The sequence below is a fragment of the Streptomyces sp. NBC_00683 genome (assembly GCF_036226745.1).
GTDB lineage: Bacteria > Actinomycetota > Actinomycetes > Streptomycetales > Streptomycetaceae > Streptomyces.
In genome coordinates, this window is the sequence record NZ_CP109013.1 from 4588543 (window position 1) to 4606693 (window position 18151).

An 18151-nucleotide genomic window follows, 5' to 3' on the forward strand; every position below is an offset into this window, starting at 1 on the left:
TGATGGGTCTGAGCACCTTAGTTGAGTCCAGGTGACTCAGGTCCTTTGACTCGGGGGCGGGTGTCATGCATCCTTGAGTCAGATCCACTCAAGTAGTCAGTTGGAGGAATCGAAATGGCACGTGCGGTCGGCATCGACCTGGGCACGACTAACTCCGTCGTCAGCGTTCTCGAAGGCGGCGAGCCCACCGTCATCACCAACGCCGAAGGCGCCAGGACCACGCCGTCCGTCGTCGCCTTCGCGAAGAACGGCGAGGTGCTCGTCGGCGAGGTCGCCAAGCGCCAGGCAGTCACGAACGTCGACAGGACGATCCGTTCGGTCAAGCGCCACATGGGCACTGACTGGAAGATCGAGATCGACGGCAAGGGCTTCAACCCGCAGCAGATGAGCGCCTTCATCCTGCAGAAGCTCAAGCGTGACGCCGAGGCGTACCTGGGCGAGAAGGTGGCCGACGCTGTCATCACCGTCCCGGCGTACTTCAACGACTCCGAGCGCCAGGCGACGAAGGAGGCCGGCGAGATCGCGGGCCTGAACGTCCTGCGCATCGTCAACGAGCCGACGGCCGCCGCGCTGGCGTACGGGCTCGACAAGGACGACCAGACGATCCTCGTCTTCGACCTCGGTGGCGGCACCTTCGACGTGTCGCTCCTGGAGATCGGTGACGGCGTCGTCGAGGTGAAGGCCACCAACGGTGACAACCACCTCGGTGGTGACGACTGGGACCAGCGTGTCGTCGACTACCTGGTGAAGCAGTTCGCCAACGGGCACGGCGTGGACCTGTCCAAGGACAAGATGGCTCTCCAGCGTCTCCGCGAGGCCGCGGAGAAGGCGAAGATCGAGCTCTCGTCCTCGACCGAGACCACGATCAACCTGCCCTACATCACCGCTTCGGCCGAGGGCCCGCTGCACCTGGACGAGAAGCTCACGCGCTCGCAGTTCCAGCAGCTCACCGCGGACCTCCTGGACCGCTGCAAGAACCCGTTCCAGAACGTCATCAAGGACGCGGGCATCCAGCTCTCCGAGATCGACCACGTCGTTCTCGTCGGTGGCTCGACCCGTATGCCGGCCGTCGCCGAGCTCGTCAAGGAGCTCACGGGCGGTCAGGACGCCAACAAGGGTGTGAACCCGGACGAGGTCGTCGCCATCGGCGCCTCGCTCCAGGCCGGTGTCCTCAAGGGTGAGGTCAAGGACGTCCTGCTCCTCGACGTGACCCCGCTGTCCCTCGGTATCGAGACCAAGGGAGGGATCATGACCAAGCTCATCGAGCGCAACACCACGATCCCGACCAAGCGTTCCGAGATCTTCACGACGGCCGAGGACAACCAGCCGTCCGTGCAGATCCAGGTCTACCAGGGTGAGCGCGAGATCGCGGCGTACAACAAGAAGCTCGGAATGTTCGAGCTGACCGGCCTGCCGCCGGCCCCGCGTGGCGTCCCGCAGATCGAGGTCGCGTTCGACATCGACGCGAACGGCATCATGCACGTCGCTGCCAAGGACCTCGGCACCGGCAAGGAGCAGAAGATGACCGTCACCGGTGGCTCCTCGCTGCCGAAGGACGAGGTCAACCGGATGCGCGAAGAGGCCGAGCAGTACGCGGACGAGGACCACCGTCGCCGCGAGGCCGCCGAGTCGCGCAACCAGGGCGAGCAGCTCGTCTACCAGACGGAGAAGTTCCTCAAGGACAACGAGGACAAGGTCCCCGGTGACGTGAAGACGGAGGTGGAGACCGCGCTCACCGAGCTGAAGGAGAAGCTCAAGGGCGAGGACACCGCCGAGATCCGTACCGCCACCGAGAAGGTCGCGGCCGTCTCCCAGAAGCTGGGCCAGGCGATGTACGCCAACGCCCAGGCCGAAGGTGCGACGCCCGGCGCCGACACCCCGGGTGACGACAGCGCCAAGGCCGACGACGATGTCGTCGACGCCGAGATCGTGGACGACGAGAAGGACAACAAGGGCGGTGCGGCGTGACCGAGGAGACTCCGGGCTTCGACGAGAAGCCCGACGTCCCCTCCGGCGCCAACTCCGACGACGTCGAGCCGAAGGCCGCCGCCCCCTCCTCGGAGGAGGCGGCGGCCCCGGCCGGGGACGTACAGCAGACAGCGGCCCTCACGGCGCAGCTGGACCAGGTCCGTACCGCGCTCAGTGAGCGCACGGCCGACCTCCAGCGGCTCCAGGCCGAGTACCAGAACTACCGCCGGCGGGTCGAGCGGGACAGGGTGCAGGTCAAGGAGGTCGCAGTCGCGGGCCTTCTGTCCGAGCTCCTGCCCGTGCTGGACGACGTCGGCCGCGCACGGGAGCACGGCGAGCTGGTCGGCGGCTTCAAGTCGGTGGCCGAATCGCTGGAGACGGTCGTCGCGAAGCTGGGCCTGCACCAGTTCGGCAAGGAGGGCGAGCCCTTCGACCCGACGATCCACGAGGCCCTGATGCACTCGTATGCGCCGGACGTCACCGAGACGACCTGCGTGGCGATCCTGCAGCCGGGGTACCGCATCGGGGAGCGCACCATCCGCCCCGCGCGGGTGGCCGTGGCCGAGCCGCAGCCGGGTGCGACGCCCGCGGCGGCGAAGGAAGAGAAGGCAGACGACGAGGAGAGCGGTGGCACCGAAGAGGTCTGACGTCCAGTCCGACCACTGCGGTGAACACCGACGGGGCGTGCGGCCGGCCACAGGGCCGGCCGCACGGCCGATCGTCCGGAAGGAGGGACGTCGATGAGCACGAAGGACTTCGTCGAGAAGGACTACTACAAGGTCCTCGGCGTCCCCAAGGACGCCACCGATGCCGAGGTCAAGAAGGCGTACCGGAAGCTCGCCCGCGAGTTCCACCCGGACGCCAACAAGGGCGACGCCAAGGCGGAGGAGCGCTTCAAGGAGATCTCCGAGGCGAACGACGTCCTCGGTGACCCCAAGAAGCGCAAGGAGTACGACGAGGCGCGCGCCCTCTTCGGCAACGGAGGCTTCCGGGCGGGTCCCGGCGGCGCGGGCGGCAACTTCAACTTCGACCTGGGCGACCTCTTCGGGGGTGCCCCGGGTGCGGGCCAGGGCGGCGGTGCCGGCGGGTTCGGCGGTGGCGGCGGCGGCCTGGGCGACGTCTTCGGCGGACTGTTCAACCGGGGCGGTGCGGGCACCCGTGTCCAGCCGCGCCGGGGCCAGGACATCGAGTCCGAGGTGACGCTCAGCTTCACCGAGGCCGTCGACGGGGCCACGGTCCCGCTGCGGATGTCCAGCCAGGCGCCCTGCAAGGCGTGTTCGGGCACGGGCGACAGGAACGGCACCCCCAGGGTCTGTCCGACCTGCGTCGGCACCGGTCAGGTGTCACGCGGCAGCGGCGGCGGGTTCTCGCTCACCGACCCCTGTGTGGACTGCAAGGGCCGGGGCCTCATCGCCCAGGACCCCTGTGAGGTCTGCAAGGGCAGCGGCCGGGCGAAGTCGGCCCGCACCATGCAGGTGCGGATCCCGGCGGGCGTGCTGGACGGCCAGCGGATCCGGCTGCGCGGCAAGGGCAGCCCGGGCGAGCGCGGCGGCCCGGCCGGCGACCTCTACGTCGTCGTCCATGTCGACGCCCATCCGGTCTTCGGCCGCAAGGGCGACAACCTCACCGTCACCGTGCCCGTCACCTTCGCGGAGGCGGCACTCGGCGGCGAGGTGAAGGTCCCCACGCTCGGCGGACCTCCGGTCACCCTGAAACTCCCGGCCGGCACCCCCAACGGGCGTACGATGCGGGCCCGCGGCAAGGGAGCCGTGCGCAAGGACGGCACCCGTGGCGACCTCCTGGTCACCGTGGAGGTGTCCGTGCCCAAGGACCTCGGCGCAGAGGCTCAGGAAGCGCTGGAGGCCTACCGGAAGGCGACCGCGGGGGAGGACCCGCGGGCGGAGCTGTTCCAGGCTGCGAAGGGAGCTTGAGATGGACGGCCGTCGACGCAATCCGTACCAGCTGACCGATGAATCACCGGTGTACGTGATCTCGATCGCGGCCCAGCTCTCGGGCCTGCATCCGCAGACGCTGCGCCAGTACGACCGCCTCGGCCTGGTCTCGCCGGACCGTACGGCCGGACGCGGCAGGCGCTACTCGGCCCGCGACATCGAGCTGCTGCGCACGGTGCAGCAGCTGTCGCAGGACGAGGGCATCAACCTGGCGGGCATCAAGCGCATCATCGAGCTGGAGAACCAGGTCGCCGCGCTCCAGCAGCGCGTCGCCGAGCTCTCGGCGGCGGTGGACGGCGCGGCCGTGGCCATGCAGCAGCGCGAGGCCCAGGTGCACGCCTCCTACCGGCGCGACCTGGTGCCGTACCAGGACGTGCAGCAGACCAGCGCACTGGTCGTCTGGCGGCCCAAGAGGCCGAAGGACTGAGACCGGCTGCGGAGGCCCGCCCCAGGGGCGTCATGACCCGTTCATGACCCCGGGGGCGGGCCTCTGTGCTGTCCCGGTGCCGGCCTCGGCGATGCCGGACCGGACGATGAGCGCTCCCAGGTGGGTCCGGCTGCGGGCGTCGAGCGTCTGCATGAGCTTGGAGATGTGGGAGCGGCAGGTGCGGACGCTGATGCCCAGCTTGCGGGCGACCACGTCGTCGACGTGACCCTCGGCCAGCAGCCGGGCGACGCTCTGCTGGACGGCGGTGACCGGGGCGCCGGGGACGGTCGCGGGCAGCTGCTGGGTGAGGGGGGTGGCCTGCGCCCAGAGGACCTCGTAGACCTGGGTGAGATAGGTGACGAGCGCGGGATGGCGGATTTCCAGTGCGGTCTCCCGTGTGGGAGTGGCAGGGATGTAGGCCACGGCGCGGTCGAAGATGATGAGCCGTTCGACGGTCTGCTCGACGGTCCGTACCTGGAGGCGGTCGGGCGGTATCTCCGCCACGTAGTCCTTGAGCCCCGGGCTGTAGCGTGCGGGGTGCTGGTAGATGTGCTTCAGACGGGCCCCCGAGGCGATCGCGGAGCGGGCGTTCTCCAGACCCTGCCGCATGTTGTGCGTGAGCCTGTTGCCCCCTGGCTGCGCCGTCAGGACCTCCTCCTTGGCATGGGTGGAGGCCTCCCGGAGCACGGAGATGATCAGCGACCGCCCTTCGAGCACGGTGATCGCGTGGTTGGGGTCCTCATCGGCGACGGCCATCAGCGGCGCCAGCGCCCCCGACAGTGCGGAGGTCAGCCGAATCCGCTCGTCTATCTCCCTGGTGATCGGCTGCAGCAGGTGGGCCAGGGCGGCGGACGGCGGGACCGGACGGAGCCACGCGTCGTCGCCCGGGTCGGGCTGGACGAGGACCATCTCCAGCAGGCACGGAGCGGAGTCCAGGTCGGAGCGGGGGAGGCGTCCCGCGCGCAGCGCTTCCTTGTACAGGCGTATCGCCGGGTCGCACAGCTCTCGATTCCCATGAGAATGGGTCGGTTTTGCCTTTTCCACGTCGATTTGGGGCCCTCATTCTTCTGCACTGCAACAAGATGACGGTGGCGGAAGCCCGGCTCCGGGGGAATGGTGGTGTGCCGGGAGCGGGTCACTCCTGATCCAGGATCCCTGACTGCGCTATCAGATAACCGAGTTGGGCGCGACTGTTGCTGCCGAGCGCGGCGTTCAGTTTGGCCACATGTGCGCGGCAGGTGCGGACATTCATGCCGAGACGGCGCGCAATCGAGTCGTCGACGTGTCCCTCGACGAGGAGTTGGGCTATCGCATGCTGAACTCCACTGATGCCGAGCGTCGTCGGGTTGTACTTGACCTCCTCCAGCAGAGGAGCGGCTCGGGTCCAGAGCTGTTCGAAGACCTTGGCGAGGTACTCGACCAGTCCCGTGTGCCGGAGTTCCAGGGCGACTTGACGGTCGTCCGTGGCGGGGATGAACGCGACCGTGCGGTCGAAGATGATCAGGCGCTCGATGAGTTCTTCGAGCGTGCGGATCTCCACGTTCTCGTCCGCGATGCGTTCGGCGTACGCCAGTGTGGCGGGGCTGTGCCGCACGGTGTGCTGGTAGAGCGTGCGGATGCGTACACCGCGGTCCACGACGGACAGGCCCCGCTCCAGGGCCTCGATGAGGCGGTCCTCGCTCCGGCCGCCCCCCGGCTGGACGGTCAGGACCTCGGTCCGGCATTCGGCCGTGGCGAGGTCCAGTGCCGCGTTGATCCGGTTGGCGCCTTCAAGGACGGTGATGGCGTGGGTGGTCGGCGGGTCCTGGGCGCTGATGTCCATGTAGGGCTCGAAGGACTCCGTGAGCAGGACGGAGCGCCGGCGGCGTTCCAGGATCTCGCGTTCGAGCGGGTGCAGGTGTTTGGCCAGCGCTGCGGACGGGGGCACGGGCCGGAGCCAGTCCGCGTCGTCGGGATCGGGATGCAGTAGGGCGAAGTCGATCAGGCACGGAGCGGCTGCCACCTCGGCGCGGGCGATGCGCCCGGAGCGCAATGCGCTGGCGTAAAGCCGCCCTCCCTCTTCGCACAGTTCGGTGATCCCGTGAGGATGTGTCGGCTTTGTGTAGCTTGTAGTCATATCTCCACCCCCCAGGTTCCTGAACATGCAGGAACATGATGCATCGACTCGGTGGTGTTCGAGTGCCTGGGTGAGACATCGTCTTAAGAGCGGGGGAGAAGAATCCACAAGTGAGGACGAAGCCGACTATGTATAAGCGAATGCTTCGCTCGGCGCTTGCCGCCTCGTTCGTTGCAGCCTTGGGCATTGGACTGGCGGGCGGGGGCGACATCGCATGGGGCGGGGAGGCTGTCGCAGCATCGGGTGACATCGCCTGGGGTGTCCAGGCCGCGCCTGCACCGGGTGACATCGCCTGGGGCGTTCCGGCCGCGTCCGCATCGGGTGACATCGCCTGGGGTGTCCAGGCCGCGTCCGCATCGGGTGACATCGCCTGGGGCGCTCCGGCTGCTTCCGCACCGGGTGACATCGCCTGGTCCGCTCCGGCCCTTATCGGCGCATGACCACCCCTCCGGACGACCGCACCTTCCGGCGGGAGATGGCCACGGCCTATCGGTCCGGGTGGCACTTCATCGATCTGCTCACGGCGCTCACCGGCCGTGGCGATTCGTTGATGGTCACCCTGTTCGGAGAGCCGATCGTCGTGGTGATGGAAACGGACGACGACGTCCGCGCCTATCGCTGTCTCCGCCGGCCCCGTGGGGCGCCGCAACCGGTTCGCTGTGCCGTGAGGTACGGCATGATTTTCGTCAATCTCGATCAGCGGGACCACGAGCTGTTCGAACAAGAAGCCATCTCCGCCACCCCCCGCAGTGCCTGAACGATTCCCCCGTCGTTCCATGTCGTTCAGGCGCTTCCCCCACACAACGGCGCCATCGTGACCTGAACACGATGGCGCCGTTGTGCTGCCCGGGTGGATTTTCTCAGCCCGGAGTTTCTCGGCCCGGATTTTCTCAGCCTCTGCCGAGCGCCCGGTCCACGGCGATCTCGATGACGACCCTCTCGGGGTTGGGCGCCGGAGTGCGCTCGTACCGCTCCGCGTAACGGCGTACCGCGTCCTCCACCTGCACGGCCTCCGTGCGGACTGTCGCGACGCCCTCCAGGGTCGCCCAGCGGCGTCCCTGCATCTGGCAGACCGCGACCCGTGCGCCCTGGGGGCCGGCTGCCAGGACGTGGGCGACCTTCCGGCTCTTCCCGCTGGTGATGACACGTGCCAGCCGTGTCTGCGGGTCGTACGTCACGCCGACCGGGACCACGTGCGGGGTGCCGTTCGGGCGGAGTGTCGTCAGGGTGCACACATGGCGCTCCCGCCAGAAGGCGAGGTACTCGGGGCCGGGGTTGCGAACGTCAGGCATGGGGTCAGCCTAGAGAGAACGGTCCCGACTCCCGCACCCGGTCAGGCTTGAGTGGAATAGACTCAACTTTGTACCCGTTGTTCGAGTCATGCTTCAGTGAAGCCGAGAAGCACCAGCACAAGGAGGAGACAGCGCCCGTGGACGCCGAGCTGACCAACAGGAGCCGGGACGCCCTCAACGCGGCCACCAGCAGGGCCGTCAAGGACGGGCACCCCGACCTCACCCCCGGGCATCTGCTGCTTGCACTGCTCGCGGGCGAGGACAACGCGAACATCACCGACCTGCTGGCCGCGGCCGACGCCGACCAGGTGGTCGTGCGTGCCGAGACCGAGCGGCTTCTCGGCGCACTGCCCAGCGTCACCGGATCCACCGTCGCCCCGCCGCAGCCCAACCGTGAGCTGCTCGCCGTCATCTCCGACGCCGACCAGCGGGCGAAGGAACTCGGCGACGACTACCTCTCCACCGAGCACCTGCTGATCGGTATCGCCGCCAAGGGCGGCCGCGCCGGTGAGATCCTCACTCAGCAGGGAGCCAGTGCGAAGAAGCTGCTGGACGCATTCGAGAAGAGCAGGGGAGGGCGCCGGGTGACCACACCCGACCCGGAGGGCCAGTACAAGGCCCTGGAGAAGTTCGGCACCGACTTCACGGCCGCCGCGCGCGAGGGCAAGCTGGACCCCGTCATCGGACGCGACCAGGAGATCCGCCGCGTCGTCCAGGTGCTGTCCCGCCGCACGAAGAACAACCCCGTGCTCATCGGGGAGCCCGGCGTCGGCAAGACCGCCGTCGTCGAAGGGCTCGCCCAGCGCATCATCAAGGGCGACGTCCCCGAGTCGCTGAAGAACAAGCGGCTCGTCTCCCTCGACCTCGGCGCGATGGTCGCGGGAGCCAAGTACCGCGGTGAGTTCGAGGAACGCCTCAAGACCGTCCTCTCCGAGATCAAGGAGAGCGACGGCCAGATCATCACCTTCATCGACGAGCTGCACACCGTCGTCGGCGCGGGCGCCGGCGGCGACTCCTCGATGGACGCGGGCAACATGCTCAAGCCGATGCTCGCCCGAGGTGAGCTCCGCATGGTCGGTGCCACCACGCTGGACGAGTACCGCGAGCGCATCGAGAAGGACCCGGCCCTGGAGCGCCGCTTCCAGCAGGTCCTGGTCGCCGAGCCGTCCGTCGAGGACACGATCGCGATCCTGCGTGGTCTCAAGGGCAGGTACGAGGCGCACCACAAGGTCCAGATCGCGGACTCCTCGCTGGTCGCCGCCGCGACCCTCTCCGACCGCTACATCACCTCCCGCTTCCTCCCCGACAAGGCCATCGACCTCGTCGACGAGGCGGCCTCCCGGCTCCGTATGGAGATCGACTCCTCGCCCCTGGAGATCGACGAGCTCCAGCGGGCCGTCGACCGCCTGCACATGGAGGAGCTCGCCCTCAAGAACGAGACCGACGCGGGCTCCAGGCAGCGCCTGGAGAAGCTCCGCCGCGACCTCGCCGACAAGGAGGAGGAGCTGCGTGGCCTGACCGCCCGCTGGGAGAAGGAGAAGCAGGGGCTCAACCGCGTCGGCGAGCTGAAGGAGCGCCTGGACGAACTGCGCGGCCAGGCCGAACGCGCCCAGCGCGACGGCGACTTCGACACCGCGTCCAAGCTGCTCTACGGGGAGATCCCCGGCCTGGAGCGCGAACTGGCCGAAGCGGCCGAGGCCGAGCAGGAGGCCTCCCAGGACACCATGGTCAAGGAGGAGGTCGGGCCGGACGACATCGCCGACGTCGTCGGGGCGTGGACGGGCATCCCGGCCGGACGCCTCCTGGAGGGCGAGACCCAGAAGCTCCTGCGCATGGAGGACGAGCTGGGCCGCCGGCTCATCGGCCAGACCGAGGCCGTGCGCTCCGTGTCGGACGCGGTACGCCGCACCCGCGCCGGGATCGCCGACCCCGACCGGCCCACCGGCTCGTTCCTCTTCCTCGGCCCCACCGGGGTCGGCAAGACGGAGCTGGCCAAGGCACTCGCCGACTTCCTGTTCGACGACGAACGGGCCATGATCCGCATCGACATGAGCGAGTACGGGGAGAAGCACAGCGTCGCCCGGCTCGTCGGCGCCCCGCCCGGCTACGTCGGCTACGAGGAGGGCGGCCAGCTCACGGAGGCCGTCCGCCGCCGCCCGTACAGCGTCGTCCTGCTCGACGAGGTGGAGAAGGCGCACCCCGAGGTCTTCGACATCCTGCTGCAGGTGCTCGACGACGGCCGGCTCACCGACGGGCAGGGCAGGACGGTGGACTTCCGCAACACCATCCTGATCCTCACGTCGAACCTCGGCAGCCAGTTCCTGGTCGACCCCCTGACCAAGCCGGACGTGAAGAAGCAGCAGGTCATGGACGTCGTGCGGGCGTCCTTCAAGCCGGAGTTCCTCAACCGGCTCGACGACCTGGTGGTCTTCTCCGCCCTGTCCGGTGACGAGCTCGCCCACATCGCGGGTCTCCAGGTGGGCCGCCTCGCCGGCCGGCTGGCCGACCGGCGGATCACCCTCGACGTGACCCCGGACGCCCTGGCCTGGCTGGCCGAGGAGGGCAACGACCCGGCGTACGGCGCCCGGCCGCTGCGACGGCTGATCCAGACGGCGATCGGCGACCGGCTCGCGAAGGAGATCCTCGCGGGCGAGGTCAAGGACGGCGACACCGTGCGGGTGGACCGGGCCGGGGACGGTCTGCTCGTCGGGCCCGTTCCCCCGGAGAAGGCCAGGTAGACCACTCGTCGTGCCCCCGGCCCCCGGACCCTGTGTCCGGGCCGGGGGCACGTTTGTGCGCGGTGTCGTTTGCATTGATGCGTGCATCCGACACCCTTGATTGAGGAAGCGCCCTGGTGGTGCGCCCGAGAAGTAAGTCGGGCCGTACCGGCGGTTGCCCACTAAATCGAGCCGAAAATTTCCATTCCGTGGCCGGATGGCAGACGCGCTGTGCCGCCCCCGGGTGTTCTCCGGGCGAGGTGGGTGCATATCCGTATCCCGATCACACTCCGGTCAACGGCCAGGCAACAGACCGGTTTCCGCTCAATATCAGGACACTCCGGACCACCTTTCATGATCTGTGGGAGGGGGTATATGCGGAATTCGGCAGCCGGTAAGGTACGCGCATGACCGAGCGCATACCTGATGAGATAAGCCCGGAGTCGAAGGATTGCAAAAGTGACAATCTAATTCGCCTCAGCGAATTTCGCACTCTTTGGGCGGCTTATGCTCAGTCGGTCCTCGGTGACCAGCTGGCGCGGGTGGCGTTGTCGCTGCTGGTCTTCCAACGAACCGAGTCGGCCGGCTGGACCGCGGCGACGTACGCCCTGACCACCCTGCCCGCCCTGCTGTCCGGGGTGCTGCTGTCCGGGCTCGCGGACCGCTTCCCCCGACGGACCGTCATGGTCGGATGCGACCTGGTGCGCGCCGCCCTGGTCGGGCTGATGGCCCTGCCGGGAACACCCCTGCCCCTGCTGGCCGGACTGCTGGTGCTGGCGCAGCTGGCGGAGGCGCCCTTCGGCGCCGCGCAGGGCGCTCTGCTGCCGACCGTGCTCGGCGAGCGGAGGTACGAGCGCGGCCAGCGCGTCATGCTGATCACCCACCAGGCCGGGCAGCTGGTCGGCTTCGCCGGTGGCGGTGTGCTCGTCGTGTGGCTGGGCAGCCACGTCTCCCTGGGGCTGAACGCGGCTTCGTTCCTGCTCTCCGCGTCCCTGATCAGGTTCGGTGTGAAGGCCCGGCCGATCGCGGGCGACGACGTGCGGCAGAAGAGGCTGCACATGCAGGTCAGGAGTGCGGCGGCGCTGATCTGGGCGGACCCCAGGCTGCGGGCGCTGGTCGCCCTGGGATGGCTGGCCGGGTTCATCGTGCTGCCGGAGGGGCTGGCCGCCCCGTTCGCGGACGAGGCCGGCGGGGGCGGTGCCTCCGTGGGGCTCCTGCTCGCCGCGCACCCGGCGGGAATGGTGCTGGGCGCGGCTCTGCTCGGGCGCGCGAGCGTCGGGGACGAGTGGCGCCGCCGGCTGCTCGGGCCGCTGGCGGTCGGCGCGAATCTGCCGCTGCTCCTGTACTGGACGGGCCCCGGTGTCGCGGTGGCTGTCCTGCTGCTGATGGCATCGGGGGTGTGCTCGGCCTACCAGATCACCGCCGGAGCCACCTTCGTCCTGCTCACCCCGGCCGGCCAGCGCGGCCAGGTGCTGGGACTCGCCAGGTCGGGGCTGACCGCCATGCAGGGGATCGGTGTCGCGGCGGGAGGTCTGGCGGCGGAGCTGTCCGGATCGTCCTCGGACACGATCGGAGGGGCGGGACTTGTCGGGACATCGTGCGCGATCCTGGTCGCCTTCGCCTGGTCGCGGGCCCGGGGGACCGGCGCAGGGACGATTCCCCTGAGGGCGTAGGACTACTGGCCGCCGATCGCGGCTAGGGTCGATGGCAGGAAACCACGAGCGATCCACAGGAGTACCCAGCGATGTCTATCGACCCGTCCTCGATTCCCAACTTCGGGGGCCAGCCCGAGCCGCAGGCGGCAGGACCCGAGGGACCCGTTGTCCCTGACCAGGACCTCGTCAAGCAGCTTCTCGAGCAGATGGAGCTGAAGTACGTCGTCGATGACGAGGGCGACCTCGCAGCGCCGTGGGAAGAGTTCCGCACGTACTTCATGTTCCGCGGCGAGGAGGAGCAGCAGGTCTTCTCGGTCCGTACGTTCTACGACCGCCCCCACCCCGTCGACCAGCGTCCCGTCCTCCTCGACGCGATCGACGACTGGAACCGCCGCACCCTGTGGCCCAAGGTCTACACGCACGCCCACGAGGGCGAGGAGGGCGCTGCCGCCTCCGTGCGGCTGATCGGTGAGGCGCAGATGCTCATCGGCACCGGCGTCAGCCTGGAGCACTTCGTCTCCTCGACGGTCAGCTGGGTGCGGGCCTCCATCGAGTTCGACAAGTGGCTCGTGGAGCGCCTGGGCCTGGAGCCCGCCGAGGACAAGACCGCGGACGAGGACTCCCCGGAGGCCTGATCCGGCGCCGGTGCGACAGCCCGGCCGGGGGCGGCGGTCATCGCGACCGCGCCGCCGGGCCGGGCTTCCTCCTGCCCCGGTGATCAGCCCGCGGCGAGGCTCTTCAGACGGGTCACCGCCTCGGCGAGTACATCCGTGCGCTTGCAGAAGGCGAAGCGCACGAAGGGCGCGCCCTGCTCGCGGTGGTCGTAGAACACCGCGTTGGGGATGGCGACGACCCCGCACCGCTCCGGCAGCGCACGGCAGAACGCGAAGCCGTCCTGCCCACCGCCGAGCGGCCGGATGTCGGTGGTGACGAAGTACGTTCCGGCGGGCTTGTAGACCTCGAACCCGGCCTCGGCGAGGCCGCTGCTCAGCAGGTCGCGCTTGGCGCGCAGGTCCGCGCGCAGTCCGTCGAAGTAGCTGTCGGGCAGGCGCAGTGCCTCGGCGACCGCGTACTGGAAGGGCCCGGCCGACACGTACGTCAGGAACTGCTTGGCGGACCGGACCGCGGTGACCAGGGCGGGGCTCGCCGTGATCCAGCCGACCTTCCAGCCGGTGAACGAGAACGTCTTTCCCGCACTGCTGATGGTGACCGTGCGCTCGCGCATGCCGGGGAAGGAGGCGAGGGGAATGTGCTCGCCCTCGAAGACCAGGTGCTCGTAGACCTCGTCCGTGACGACGAGGAGGTCGCGCTCGCACGCGAGCCCGGCGACGGCGGCCAGCTCCTCGCGCGTCAGGACGGTGCCGGTGGGGTTGTGCGGGGTGTTGAGCAGGATCAGCCGGGTGCGGGGGGTGACGGCGGCGCGGAGTTCGTCGAGGTCGAGCCGGTAGGCGCCCTCGTGGGGGTGGAGCGTGACGGGGACGCGGGTACCGCCCGCCATGGCGATGCAGGCCGCGTAGGAGTCGTAGTACGGCTCCAGGGCGATGACCTCGTCGCCGGGCTCCAGGAGGGCCAGCAGGGTGGCGGCGATGGCCTCGGTGGCGCCCGCCGTGACGAGGACCTCGGTGTCGGGGTCGTACGCCAGTCCGTATCGCCTCTGCTGGTGCTCCGTGATCGCGGAGCGCAGCTCGGGGACGCCGGGGCCCGGTGGGTACTGGTTGCCGTGGCCGGCGCGCAGCGCCCGGACCGCGGCCTCACGGATCTCCTCCGGGCCGTCGGTGTCGGGGAAGCCCTGGCCGAGATTGATCGATCCGGTCCGTACGGCCAGCGCCGACATCTCCGCGAAGATCGTCGTGCCGAACTCGGCGAGGCGGCGGTTGAGCAGCGGTCGTCCCTGTCGTCCCTGTGTCATGGGCGCCATCCTGTGCCGAAGCTCTGGAGTTGCTCAAGTCTGCTTTGGCCGCGGTGGGGCGCGGGAATCCCCGTGTCACGTGAGAAGCGGGGACCTCGCTTCGGGGGAAGAGAAGGATGTGAGGTCGGTGGCATTGTTCGTCTTCATCGTGTTCATGGTGCTGGTGTGCGTGGGGGTGGCAGCCCTGATGTCGCGGTCGGGGAGCAGGAAGAAGCCGCTGGGGGCACGCAGGGGGCGTGGCGGGCGCCGGAGTTCGGGCAGCGGCTCCAGCGGTTCGGACGGCGGCAGTTGGTGGGCGGGTGACAGCGGCGCCGGTCACTCCGGTGGCCATTCGTGCGGCAGCAGCAGCTCGTCGTGCGGTGGCAGCAGCTCGTCGTGCGGCGGCGGGGGCGGATGCGGCGGCGGGGGCAGCTGAACCCGGTCGGCCGACCGGGAGGCGGACGCCGCGTCCGTGAGGCGGACGCCGCGTCCGTGAGGTGCCCGGCGGGTGAACTCCCGCCGGGCACCTTTTCGTTGGGCTTTTCTGGAACAGATGAACCGTGCTGCCCCCGAGGGGATGGAAACCACGTCAAGTTGGGTAAAAACGCTGTGAGTGTGGCGTACTTCATGATTCCCTCGCTGTAGGGAACATTCAGCCATCGGACCCTGATCGGGCCGGTTCAGGCGTTCCTCCTCCCCTAGGTGCGACGCACCGGGGGCACCTCCTGTCCGTGTGTCCATGTGTGTTTTGCGGAGCCGACCCATGCTCACGTCCCTCCAGACCGCCTATTCCGATACCCGTGCCGCCGATCTGGCCTGGGCGCTGGGGCGCGAGCCACTGCCGGCCCTCGCCGTCCTCGATCTCCAACTGCCTTGCGCCAAGCTGCAGATGAGGCTGCTCGGTGCCTCCCATCAGGTCCTCCTGGAGGAGGAGCGCGGTACCTGTTCCGAGACCGTCGCCTGCATTCCGGGCAGCAGCACACCCCTGCCGCTCGGCGTCGCCAAGCGGATGGGCGAGTGGGAGTACGAGTTCGCGGCGCGCGTGGAGACTCTCTCGGAGGGCTCGTTCGCGGGGCGCGCACAGGAGCTGCTCGCGCTGGTGACCGACCATCCGCACGGACTTGCGGGGACCTTTCCCGGTAGCCCGTACGCCTTCACGGCCATGCTGGCGCAGTACTCGGAGGGCCAGGTGAGGTGGCGCACCTGGCACGCGTACCCGCAGGAGGGGCAGTTGGTGGTGACCCGGACCCGGGTGGGTGTGCGGATGCCCGCGCCGGCGCTGTGAGCGGGCGCGGGGCAGGTCTGCGCAGGTCCGTGGCCGGGCGCGGGGCCGGTCTGCGTAGGTGCGGGGCGCATTCGGCGTGCCTCCGGAGTGCCTCACTTACACCCTTGTGGGTGACAAGCGGCGACGTCGCCGTAACGTAGCGTTCGCGACATGATCGACCAGCAGGTGTCGCTGCGAGGGGGCGCGGCGCGGCTTCCCGTACGGCCGAGGACCGGCCGTTTCCTCGTGCTGGCCGTGGTCTTCATCTGTGCCGCCTGCGGTCTGGTGTACGAGCTCGAACTGGTCGCGCTGGCTTCCTACTTGATCGGTGACTCGGTCACCCAGGCCTCCGTCGTGCTGTCCGTGATGGTGTTCGCGATGGGCATCGGCTCGCTTCTCGCGAAACGTTTACGCAGCCGCGCCGCCGTCGGATTCGGGCTGATCGAAGCCGCCCTCGCGCTGGTCGGCGGATCGTCGGCCCTCGTGCTGTACGCGTCGTTCGCCTGGCTCGGGGAGTCGCGCTACGCACTGGTGGGGTTCTCGATGGCGATCGGGATCCTGATCGGCGCGGAGATCCCGCTGCTGATGACGCTGATCCAGCGGGTCGACCGGCAGGACGCGGGCGGGGCCGTCGCCGATCTCTTCGCCGCCGACTACGTGGGCGCCCTGGTCGGCGGGCTCGCGTTCCCGTTCCTGCTGCTGCCGATGATGGGGCAGCTCACCGGGGCGCTGTTCACGGGCTCCGTCAACGCGGCGGCGGGCGGTGCGCTGGTGCTCTGGGTGTTCCGGCGGGACCTCGGCACCCGCGAGCGCTGGCTGCTGATCGCCGCCAACGCCGTGGTGATCACGGTGCTGGCCACGGCCACGGTCCTGGCCGACGACTTCGAGAGGGCGGCCCGGCGTGCGGTGTACGGGGACGAGGTGCGGGTCGCCGTGCAGACCGAGGTGCAGGAGGTCGTCCTCACCGGCGCGGGGCGGGGCTCGCTCGACCTCTATCTGGACGGCCGGCTGAGGGTCAGCTCGCGCGACGAGTACCGCTACCACGAGGCGCTGGTGCACCCGGCGATGAAGGGCCGGCACGAGAGGGTGCTGATCCTCGGCGGGGGCGACGGGCTGGCCGCCCGCGAGGTGCTGCGCTATCCCGACGTCGAGTCCGTCGTGGTGGTCGAGCTCGACCCGGCCGTCACCCGGTTGGCCCGTACGGACCCTGCGCTTTCCGGGCTGAACGGGCACGCGTACCGGGATCCGAGGCTGACAGCGGCCGACGGGGACGCGTTCAACTGGCTGCGGGCCACGGGGGAGCGCTACGACGTGGTGATCTCGGACCTTCCCGACCCGGGGATCACGGCCAGTACGAAGCTCTACTCGGCGGAGTTCTACGGCCTGATCGAGGAGGCCCTGGAGCCGGGTGGCCGGCTGGTGGTGCACGCGGGGCCGCTGGGCAGCAGGCCGGAGACGTTCTGGACGGTGGAGGCGTCGATGAGGGCGGGCGGCCTGGCGACCCGCCCGTACCGCATCGAGGGCAGGCTCACCGGGTTCGCCGCGGGCCCGGACCGGGCCACGGGCGGGTCGCAGGCGCCGCACGACTGGGGTTTCGTGCTCGCCGCTCCGCGTGCGGTGGGCCCGCTCGGCCTCGACGGGCGGGTGCCGGGGCCGCGCTCCCTGGGGGAGCGGGAGTTGCTGGCGGCCGAGCGCTCGGCGCAGCGGGTACGGCTGAGGGGTGCGATGCCGTCGACGCTGGTGCATCCGCGTTACTGGGAGGAACCGTGAGCGGGACGGGGCGGTGTGGACCTCACGGTGTACGGGGTGTGGAAGCGCTGACGGGACGGCCCCGGCTGAGTAGGCTCGGTCGGTATGGAGCATGAGGTGTTCGTTCCGGTTCCGGCCGCGTCCCTTCGTCGGACGCTGGGTGACCCCGCCCGTGTGGCGCGCTGTGTCCCCGGCCTCCAGCAGGACGCCGATGCGTCGGCGGGTCCCCTGACCGGCCGGCTGAAGATCCGGATCGACGGCCACACGATCACGTACCGGGGAGCGCTGACGCTCACCGGCCGGGGCGACGACGCCTTCCTCGTGTCCGGGGAGGGCGTGGAGGCCCGGGGCGCGGGTTCGGCGAAGCTGTCCCTGACCGTCGGGCTCACGGAGACCGACGGCGGTACGACGGTCGCCTTCAGCGGGTCGGCGAGCGGCGAGGGCCGCATCGTGGAGCTGGAGGAGGCGGCGGCGCTCGCCGCGGCGCAACGGCTGCTGGACCGCTTCACGCAGCAGCTGGTGACGGAGTCCCTGGCCGCCCGGGATGCGCAGGAGACCGCTCCCGGAGCTGTGCCGGAGCCCGGCCGCGCGTCCGGGGACGACCGGGCGTCGGCCGACGCCGAGCCTTCAGGGGACGACGGGGCGTCGGGGGGCGGTGCGCGCTCCGGCTCCGGCTCGGGTGAGCCCGGACGGTCCACCGACTCCGCCTCGGACGAGCCCGGTGCCGCGGACTCCACTCCGGACGACGCGTCGAAGCCCGAGCCGTCCGCCTCCGAGCCCTCCGAGGCTTCGGCCTCCGGCGAGGTGCGCGACAAGGGCTCGGTGTTCGATGCCCCCGTCCCGCCGCCCTCGCTCGACCCCGCGGCGGAGCTGGAGTTCACCGTGCCGGACGGACCGCCTGCCGAGGCCGCACACGCCCGGCGCACCATGATCGGCCGGAGTACGGAGGAGGTCGACCACGCTCCGCCGCGCGGCCGGTACGCCCCCGTGCCCTCGCAGGACGACATGACCGCCGGCGTCACGCTTCGCTGGATCGCTCCCGCGGCCGCCCTCGCGATCGCCTCGGCCGTGGTCGTGGGCCGGGCTCTGAGGCGTCGGCGGTAACCACCGTCCCTGTCCGGGG

The 18151-nt window shown here is 69.8% G+C and carries 17 protein-coding genes; 13 read left to right on the plus strand and 4 right to left on the minus strand.

What is annotated here, in order from left to right:
* The first annotated feature begins 114 nt into the window (after window positions 1-114).
* The 4 genes from dnaK (at window position 115) to OG257_RS20610 (ending at window position 4347) form a co-directional block, all read left to right on the plus strand.
* On the plus strand, window positions 115-1968 hold the full coding sequence (dnaK, locus tag OG257_RS20595) for a molecular chaperone DnaK (protein WP_329209494.1): 1854 nt from the start codon (window positions 115-117) through the stop codon (window positions 1966-1968).
* Window positions 1965-2615: a nucleotide exchange factor GrpE gene (gene grpE, locus OG257_RS20600; RefSeq protein WP_329209496.1), complete on the plus strand. Its 651-nt coding sequence runs from the start codon at window positions 1965-1967 to the stop codon at window positions 2613-2615. Before dnaK ends, grpE begins: the two co-directional genes overlap by 4 nt.
* A gap of 93 nt (window positions 2616-2708) precedes the next feature.
* Window positions 2709-3899 carry a molecular chaperone DnaJ gene (gene dnaJ, locus OG257_RS20605; RefSeq protein ID WP_329209498.1) on the plus strand — a complete coding sequence of 397 codons (1191 nt, stop codon included), beginning with the start codon at window positions 2709-2711 and terminating at the stop codon, window positions 3897-3899.
* A gap of 1 nt (window position 3900) precedes the next feature.
* Window positions 3901-4347: a heat shock protein transcriptional repressor HspR gene (locus OG257_RS20610; RefSeq protein WP_014155378.1), complete on the plus strand. Its 447-nt coding sequence runs from the start codon at window positions 3901-3903 to the stop codon at window positions 4345-4347.
* Between the two features lie 30 nt (window positions 4348-4377).
* Here OG257_RS20610 and OG257_RS20615 read toward each other — a convergent pair whose 3' ends face one another.
* Together OG257_RS20615 and OG257_RS20620 are read right to left on the minus strand one after the other, a co-directional pair.
* Window positions 4378-5397 (minus strand): helix-turn-helix transcriptional regulator, encoded by a 1020-nt coding sequence (locus OG257_RS20615; protein ID WP_329215225.1) that lies wholly within the window; start codon window positions 5395-5397, stop codon window positions 4378-4380.
* A gap of 85 nt (window positions 5398-5482) precedes the next feature.
* Window positions 5483-6490: a helix-turn-helix transcriptional regulator gene (locus OG257_RS20620; protein ID WP_329209500.1), complete on the minus strand. Its 1008-nt coding sequence runs from the start codon at window positions 6488-6490 to the stop codon at window positions 5483-5485.
* 152 nt (window positions 6491-6642) lie between these two features.
* Between OG257_RS20620 and OG257_RS20625 the strand changes: the two genes are divergently transcribed.
* Window positions 6643-6903: a 5'-nucleotidase gene (locus OG257_RS20625; RefSeq protein ID WP_329209502.1), complete on the plus strand. Its 261-nt coding sequence runs from the start codon at window positions 6643-6645 to the stop codon at window positions 6901-6903.
* Window positions 6900-7220 (plus strand): (2Fe-2S)-binding protein, encoded by a 321-nt coding sequence (locus tag OG257_RS20630; protein ID WP_329209504.1) that lies wholly within the window; start codon window positions 6900-6902, stop codon window positions 7218-7220. Before OG257_RS20625 ends, OG257_RS20630 begins: the two co-directional genes overlap by 4 nt.
* A 133-nt stretch (window positions 7221-7353) precedes the next feature.
* On the opposite strand, the gene OG257_RS20635 is transcribed toward OG257_RS20630, so the two are convergent.
* Complete coding sequence (locus tag OG257_RS20635) at window positions 7354-7755, minus strand: pyridoxamine 5'-phosphate oxidase family protein (RefSeq protein WP_329209506.1); 402 nt, start codon at window positions 7753-7755, stop codon at window positions 7354-7356.
* Between the two features lie 137 nt (window positions 7756-7892).
* Between OG257_RS20635 and clpB the strand changes: the two genes are divergently transcribed.
* From clpB to OG257_RS20650, 3 genes are all read left to right on the plus strand, one after another.
* Window positions 7893-10493: an ATP-dependent chaperone ClpB gene (gene clpB / locus OG257_RS20640; RefSeq protein WP_329209509.1), complete on the plus strand. Its 2601-nt coding sequence runs from the start codon at window positions 7893-7895 to the stop codon at window positions 10491-10493.
* A 386-nt stretch (window positions 10494-10879) separates the two neighbouring features.
* On the plus strand, window positions 10880-12145 hold the full coding sequence (locus OG257_RS20645) for an MFS transporter (protein ID WP_329209510.1): 1266 nt from the start codon (window positions 10880-10882) through the stop codon (window positions 12143-12145).
* A gap of 71 nt (window positions 12146-12216) precedes the next feature.
* Window positions 12217-12762 carry a YbjN domain-containing protein gene (locus tag OG257_RS20650; RefSeq protein WP_329209512.1) on the plus strand — a complete coding sequence of 182 codons (546 nt, stop codon included), beginning with the start codon at window positions 12217-12219 and terminating at the stop codon, window positions 12760-12762.
* Window positions 12763-12845: 83 nt separating this feature from the next.
* Here the strand turns inward: OG257_RS20650 and OG257_RS20655 are convergent, their stop codons facing one another.
* Entirely contained in the window at window positions 12846-14036 is a 1191-nt protein-coding gene (locus OG257_RS20655; protein ID WP_329209514.1) for a pyridoxal phosphate-dependent aminotransferase, read from the minus strand.
* Window positions 14037-14163: 127 nt separating this feature from the next.
* On the opposite strand from OG257_RS20655, the gene OG257_RS20660 reads away from it, so the two are divergent.
* The 4 genes from OG257_RS20660 to OG257_RS20675 all read left to right on the plus strand — a co-directional run bounded on the left by OG257_RS20660 (window position 14164) and on the right by OG257_RS20675 (window position 18132).
* Window positions 14164-14451: a hypothetical protein gene (locus OG257_RS20660; protein WP_329209516.1), complete on the plus strand. Its 288-nt coding sequence runs from the start codon at window positions 14164-14166 to the stop codon at window positions 14449-14451.
* 327 nt (window positions 14452-14778) lie between these two features.
* A complete protein-coding gene (locus OG257_RS20665) occupies window positions 14779-15300 on the plus strand; it encodes a DUF2617 family protein (RefSeq protein WP_329209518.1) in 522 nt (173 codons plus the stop codon).
* A 150-nt stretch (window positions 15301-15450) separates the two neighbouring features.
* On the plus strand, window positions 15451-17049 hold the full coding sequence (locus OG257_RS20670) for a polyamine aminopropyltransferase (protein ID WP_329209520.1): 1599 nt from the start codon (window positions 15451-15453) through the stop codon (window positions 17047-17049).
* A gap of 84 nt (window positions 17050-17133) precedes the next feature.
* Window positions 17134-18132, plus strand: coding sequence for an SRPBCC domain-containing protein (locus OG257_RS20675; protein WP_329209521.1), 999 nt, complete (start codon window positions 17134-17136; stop codon window positions 18130-18132).
* Window positions 18133-18151 lie beyond the last annotated feature (19 nt).

Bases quoted from the DNA above. Each gene is read 5' to 3' on its own strand.
- dnaK (WP_329209494.1), top strand. From the start codon at position 115: ATGGCACGTGCGGTCGGCATCGACCTGGGCACGACTAACTCCGTCGTC.
- dnaJ (WP_329209498.1), top strand. From the start codon at position 2,709: ATGAGCACGAAGGACTTCGTCGAGAAGGACTACTACAAGGTCCTCGGC.
- OG257_RS20610 (WP_014155378.1), top strand. From the start codon at position 3,901: ATGGACGGCCGTCGACGCAATCCGTACCAGCTGACCGATGAATCACCG.
- OG257_RS20620 (WP_329209500.1), bottom strand. From the start codon at position 6,490: ATGTTCAGGAACCTGGGGGGTGGAGATATGACTACAAGCTACACAAAG.
- OG257_RS20630 (WP_329209504.1), top strand. From the start codon at position 6,900: ATGACCACCCCTCCGGACGACCGCACCTTCCGGCGGGAGATGGCCACG.
- OG257_RS20635 (WP_329209506.1), bottom strand. From the start codon at position 7,755: ATGCCTGACGTTCGCAACCCCGGCCCCGAGTACCTCGCCTTCTGGCGG.
- OG257_RS20645 (WP_329209510.1), top strand. From the start codon at position 10,880: ATGACCGAGCGCATACCTGATGAGATAAGCCCGGAGTCGAAGGATTGC.
- OG257_RS20650 (WP_329209512.1), top strand. From the start codon at position 12,217: ATGTCTATCGACCCGTCCTCGATTCCCAACTTCGGGGGCCAGCCCGAG.
- OG257_RS20655 (WP_329209514.1), bottom strand. From the start codon at position 14,036: ATGACACAGGGACGACAGGGACGACCGCTGCTCAACCGCCGCCTCGCC.
- OG257_RS20665 (WP_329209518.1), top strand. From the start codon at position 14,779: ATGCTCACGTCCCTCCAGACCGCCTATTCCGATACCCGTGCCGCCGAT.
- OG257_RS20670 (WP_329209520.1), top strand. From the start codon at position 15,451: ATGATCGACCAGCAGGTGTCGCTGCGAGGGGGCGCGGCGCGGCTTCCC.
- OG257_RS20675 (WP_329209521.1), top strand. From the start codon at position 17,134: ATGGAGCATGAGGTGTTCGTTCCGGTTCCGGCCGCGTCCCTTCGTCGG.